Origin of the sequence: Streptomyces sp. NPDC021019 (assembly GCF_044333295.1) — a bacterium.
Classification (GTDB): domain Bacteria; phylum Actinomycetota; class Actinomycetes; order Streptomycetales; family Streptomycetaceae; genus Streptomyces.
The window spans coordinates 1-4,746 of the sequence record NZ_JBIRQR010000017.1; the positions used below are offsets into that span (position 1 = coordinate 1).

Consider the following 4,746-nt stretch of genomic DNA (forward strand, 5'->3'; position numbering starts at 1 on the left):
ACACACGCAGCGAGCAAACCATGCTCCAGCGCCGTCAGACCCACCCGGCCCAGATCACCACCACCGGACAGAGACGTACGCTCCAGCCAGTACGGACGGCGGTCGAAGGCATAGGTGGGCAACTCGACACTACCGCCGCCCATGGGGACGACCGTGTGCCAGTCGAGGTCGACGCCAGCGGCCCAGATGTGCGCGGCACTGGTCAACAGGCGCCGGAGTCCGCCGTCGTCCCGGCGCAGGGTGCCGGTGACCGTCCGCTCGTTCGTGCCGTGCTCCTCCGCGCTCTCGTCGAGGGCGGTCGTCAGCACCGGGTGTCCGCTTGCCTCGACGAACACGGTGATCCCGTCGTCAAGGAGGGCTCGCGTTGTCTCCTCGAACCGCACCGGCTCGCGCAGGTTGCGGTACCAGTACGCGGCGTCCATCTCCGCCCCGTCGGCGATCTCCCCGGTCACCGTGGAGTACATCGGGATCCGGCCCGCCGACGGCGACAGCCCAGCGAGCCCGTCCAGGATCTGCTCCCGGACCGCTTCCACGTGCGGGGAGTGGGAGGCGTAGTCCACCGGGATCCGCCGTACGCGCAGCCCGTGGTCGTCCGTCATGAAGTCCTGTGCGGCCTCGACGTCGCCGGCGACGACCGTGGCCGAGGGCCCGTTGACGGCCGCCACCCACAGCCGGTCCGACCAGGGCGCCAGAGCCTTCTCCACCTCCGCCGCGGGTGCCGCCACCGACAGCATGGCCCCGGCACCGGCGATGGCGGTGATCGCCGCGGACCGGGTCACCACGATCCGTGCCGCATCCTCCAGCGAGAGGATCCCGGCCACACAGGCCGCCGCGATCTCGCCCTGCGAGTGGCCGACGACCGCGTCGGGGTTCACACCCAACGATTCCCACACCCGGGCCAGGCCCACCATCACGGAGAACATCACCGGCTGGATGACATCCACCCGGTCGACGTCCATGGCGTCCGGCGCGCCGGTCAGCACATCGAGCAGTGACCAGCTCGCCAGCTCCTCCACGACGGCCGAGATCTCGCCGACCGCCTCCGCGAACACCGGTGAGACCGACAGGAGTTCACGGCCCATGCCCAACCACTGCCAGCCCTGGCCCGGGAACACCAGCGCCACTCGGCCGGGCACGGCCTGCCCCGACACCACTTCGGCGGCCGCAGGACCCGAGGTCACGAGCTCGTCCAGCGCGGCCAGCAGGGCCGCACGGTCGTCCCCGACCACCGCGGCCCGGTATCGCAGCCCGGGCCGGCCCAGCAACGCCCTTCCCACCGTGACCGCGTCCGCGTCCGACTCGCGGGCGAACCCTGCCAGCGCCTCCGCCTGTGTGACGAGTCCGCCCGGGCTGCCCGCGCTGAGCAGCCAGGGCACGGGCGAGCCGGCCGGGACGGGGGAGGACTGCTCGGAAGGGGCAGGGTGAGGCTGGTCCTCGGGGGCTTCCTCGACGATGAGGTGGGCGTTGGTCCCGCTCGCCCCGAAGGAGGAGATCGCCGCCCGGCGCACGCGCTCCCCCCGCGCCCACGCGACCGGCTCGGTGAGCAGTTCGAGCGATCCCGCCGACCAGTCCACGAAGGGAGAGGGCTCGGTGACGTTGATGGTGCGGGGCAGTTCCTCGTGCCGCAGCGCCATCAGCATCTTGATGACCCCGCCGACACCGGCGGCGGCCACTGAGTGGCCGATGTTGGACTTGAGGGAGCCGAGTCGAACCGGCTGGTCCTGGGGCCGGTCCTGGCCGTAGGTCGCCAGTATCGCCTGCGCCTCGATCGGGTCGCCCAGCTTGGTGCCGGTGCCGTGCGCCTCCACCGCGTCCACATCCGACGCGGACAGGCCGGCATTGGTCAACGCCGCCCGGATGACGCGCTGTTGCGACGGTCCGTTGGGAGCCGTGAGACCACTGCTGGCGCCGTCCTGGTTCACTGCCGACCCGCGCACGACGCCCAGGATCCGGTGACCGTTGCGCCGCGCGTCCGACAGCCGCTCCAACGCCAGGACGCCGACGCCCTCGGCCCAGGCCGTCCCGTCGGCGTCCGCCGAGAAGGGCTTGCACCGCCCGTCCGGCGCCAGCGCCTGCTGACGGGAGAACTCGATGAAGCCACCGGCGCCGGCGAGGACGGTGACGCCGCCGGCCAGGGCGAGGGTGCACTCCCCCTGCCGCAGCGCCTGCACCGCCAGGTGCAACGCCACCAGCGACGACGAACAGGCCGTGTCCACCGACACCGCCGGACCCTCGAAACCGAACGTGTACGACACCCGGCCCGACAGCACACTCGAGGTGTTGCCGGTGAAGGCGTACCCCTCGACGCTCTCCGGCAGGCCCTCCATGTCGGTGATGTAGGAGGAACTTCCGGCCCCGACGTAGACGCCGGTACGGCTGCCCTTGAGCGCCTGCGGGTCCAGACCGGCCCGCTCCATCGCCTCCCAGGACGCCTCCAGCAGCAACCGCTGCTGCGGATCCATCGCCAGCGCCTCACGCGGCGAGATCCCGAAGAACTCCGCGTCGAACCCGGCCGCGTCGTCCAGGAAACCACCACGCCGCACGTACGAGGTGCCGAAGTGCTCGGGATCCGGGTCGTACAGGTCATCCGACCAGCCGCGGTCGGAGGGGAAGTCGGTGGTGGCGTCGACGCCGGCCGCCACCAGGTCCCACAGCTCGTCCGGGGAGCGCACCCCGCCGGGGAAGCGGCAGGAGATGCCCACCACGGCGATCGGCTCGGTGGCGGCGACGGACGTGGGCGGCTCGACCGGTTGGAGAGCGTCCGTGGTGCCCAGCATCTCCTCGACCAGATGCTGTGCCAGGACGGCGGGTGTCGGGTAGTCGAACATCAGGGTGGCGGGGAGCTGGGTGCCCGTGGCGGCGGACAGCCGGTTGCGTAGTTCCACCGCCGTCAGCGAGTCCACGCCCGCGTCGAGGAAGCCCCTGGTCTCGTCCACGCGGGCCGGAGCGTCGTGGCCGAGGAGCGTGGCGAGGAGTCCGCGGACGAGCTCCAGCACGACCCGGTTGCGTTCGGCCGGGGAGAGTCCGAGCAGCCGGCGGGCCAGCGACAGGCCCGCGTCCCCGCCCGAGGCCGCCGCACGCCGCAACGGTGTACGGATCAGACCGGACCACACCGGCGACAGCACACCCGCCATCGCTCGCTCACGCAGCACTCGTAGGTCGACACGCGTGGCGATCGTCAGCGCCGTGTCCGCCGACAGGCTGGCGTCGAACAGGGCGAGGCACTCCTCGACCGGGAGCTCCACAGCACCCTCGCGCGACAGCCGCGCCGCGTCACCCCCCGTACCCGCGGAGTCCTCCGCGCGGAACGCCCCCCAGGCCACGGAGAGTCCCGGCAGCCCCTGGGCCCGGCGCTGATGTGCCAACGCGTCGAGGAAGCTGCCCGCCGCGGCCAGACCCGCGTACCCGGCGCCGCCGAGCACACCGGCCGCCGAGGAGAAGACGACGAACGTCGACAGGTCCAGATCACTGGTCAGCTCATGCAGGACCGCGGCACCCGTGACCCGGGTGTCGAGCAGTGCACCGAGCCGTTCCGCGGTGAGCTTCTCCACGAGCCCGCCCGTGACCTCGCCGGCCGCGTGCACGACTGCGGTGAGCGGATGTTCTGCGGGGATGCCGGCCAGGACTTCCGCCATGGCGGCCCGGTCGGCCGGCTCGCCGTTGGCGAACGTCACCCGAGCTCCAGCAGCGCCGAGCTCGGCGCGCAGCTCCTCCGTGGTCTCGGTGAGAGCGTCGCCGACCGTCAGTACGAGGTGCCGTACGCCGTGCCGCGTGACCAGGTGCCGGGCCACTGCGCGGCCGAGGTTCTCGGTAGCGCCGGTGACCAGGACGGTGCCCGTCGGGTCGAACGCGGCACTGTCCCCGTCGGCCTCCTGCTGCCGCGGGCGTGTCTGCTCCAGACGAGGTGCGAGCAGATTGCCTTCACGCAGCGCGAGTTGGGGCTCAGCGCCGGTCACGGCGTGGGCGAGGACCCGGTCCCAGTCGAGGGTGCCGTCGGTGTCGAGGAGGAGGAAGCGGTCGGGGTGTTCGGTCTGGGCGGTACGGATCAGGCCCCAGGCCACGGAGGCCGCCAGATCGGAGAGGTCTTCTCCGACGGCGACCGCGCCCTGGGTGGCCACGATGAGCGGTACGTCTTCCAGTCGTTCGTCGGCGAGCCATGACTGGACGGTGAGCAGCAGGTGCTCGGCGATCTGCTGGGCGGCGGCCGGGACGTCGGTGGTGTCCGGGGCGGCCAGGGACAGCACCGCGCACCGCGGCAGCGGGCCGTCGGCGTCCAGGGACGCGAGAAGCGCGGCGGTGTCGGAGTAGGTGGTGGCGCCGGAAAGGTCCAGGGACGCGTCGCCCAGGACCGCGACCGGGGACACCGTTGCGGACGCGATGCCCGCCACGGGGGCCCACTCCAGGGTGAACAAGCCGTCCGGGTCAGTCGCGACACCCGACAGCGGGGACGGGTCCACGGCCACCAGCCGCACCGACTCCGCCTTGATGACGGGGGTGTGGGTGGGGTCGGTGGCGGTGAGGTGGATGGTGTTGTCGGGGTTGATGTGGAGGCGGATGTGGAGGGTGGTGGCGGCGGTGGCGTGGAGGGTGAGGGTGTTCCAGGCGAAGGGGAGCCAGGTGCCGTCCTGGGGGAAGTCGTCGTGGAGTTGGAGGGCGTGGAGGGCGGCGTCGAGGAGGGCGGGGTGGATTCCGAAGCGGGTGGCGTCCTGCTGGGCGTGTTCGGGCAGGGTGACCTCGGCGAACAGC

Annotated in this window: 1 protein-coding gene; it reads right to left on the bottom strand. The window is 72.2% G+C overall.

Features of this window, described 5'->3' with window-relative positions; translation table 11 throughout:
- On the bottom strand, positions 1-4,746 hold a 4,746-nt coding region (locus ACH4RG_RS36450), incomplete at both ends, for a type I polyketide synthase (protein ID WP_398540929.1).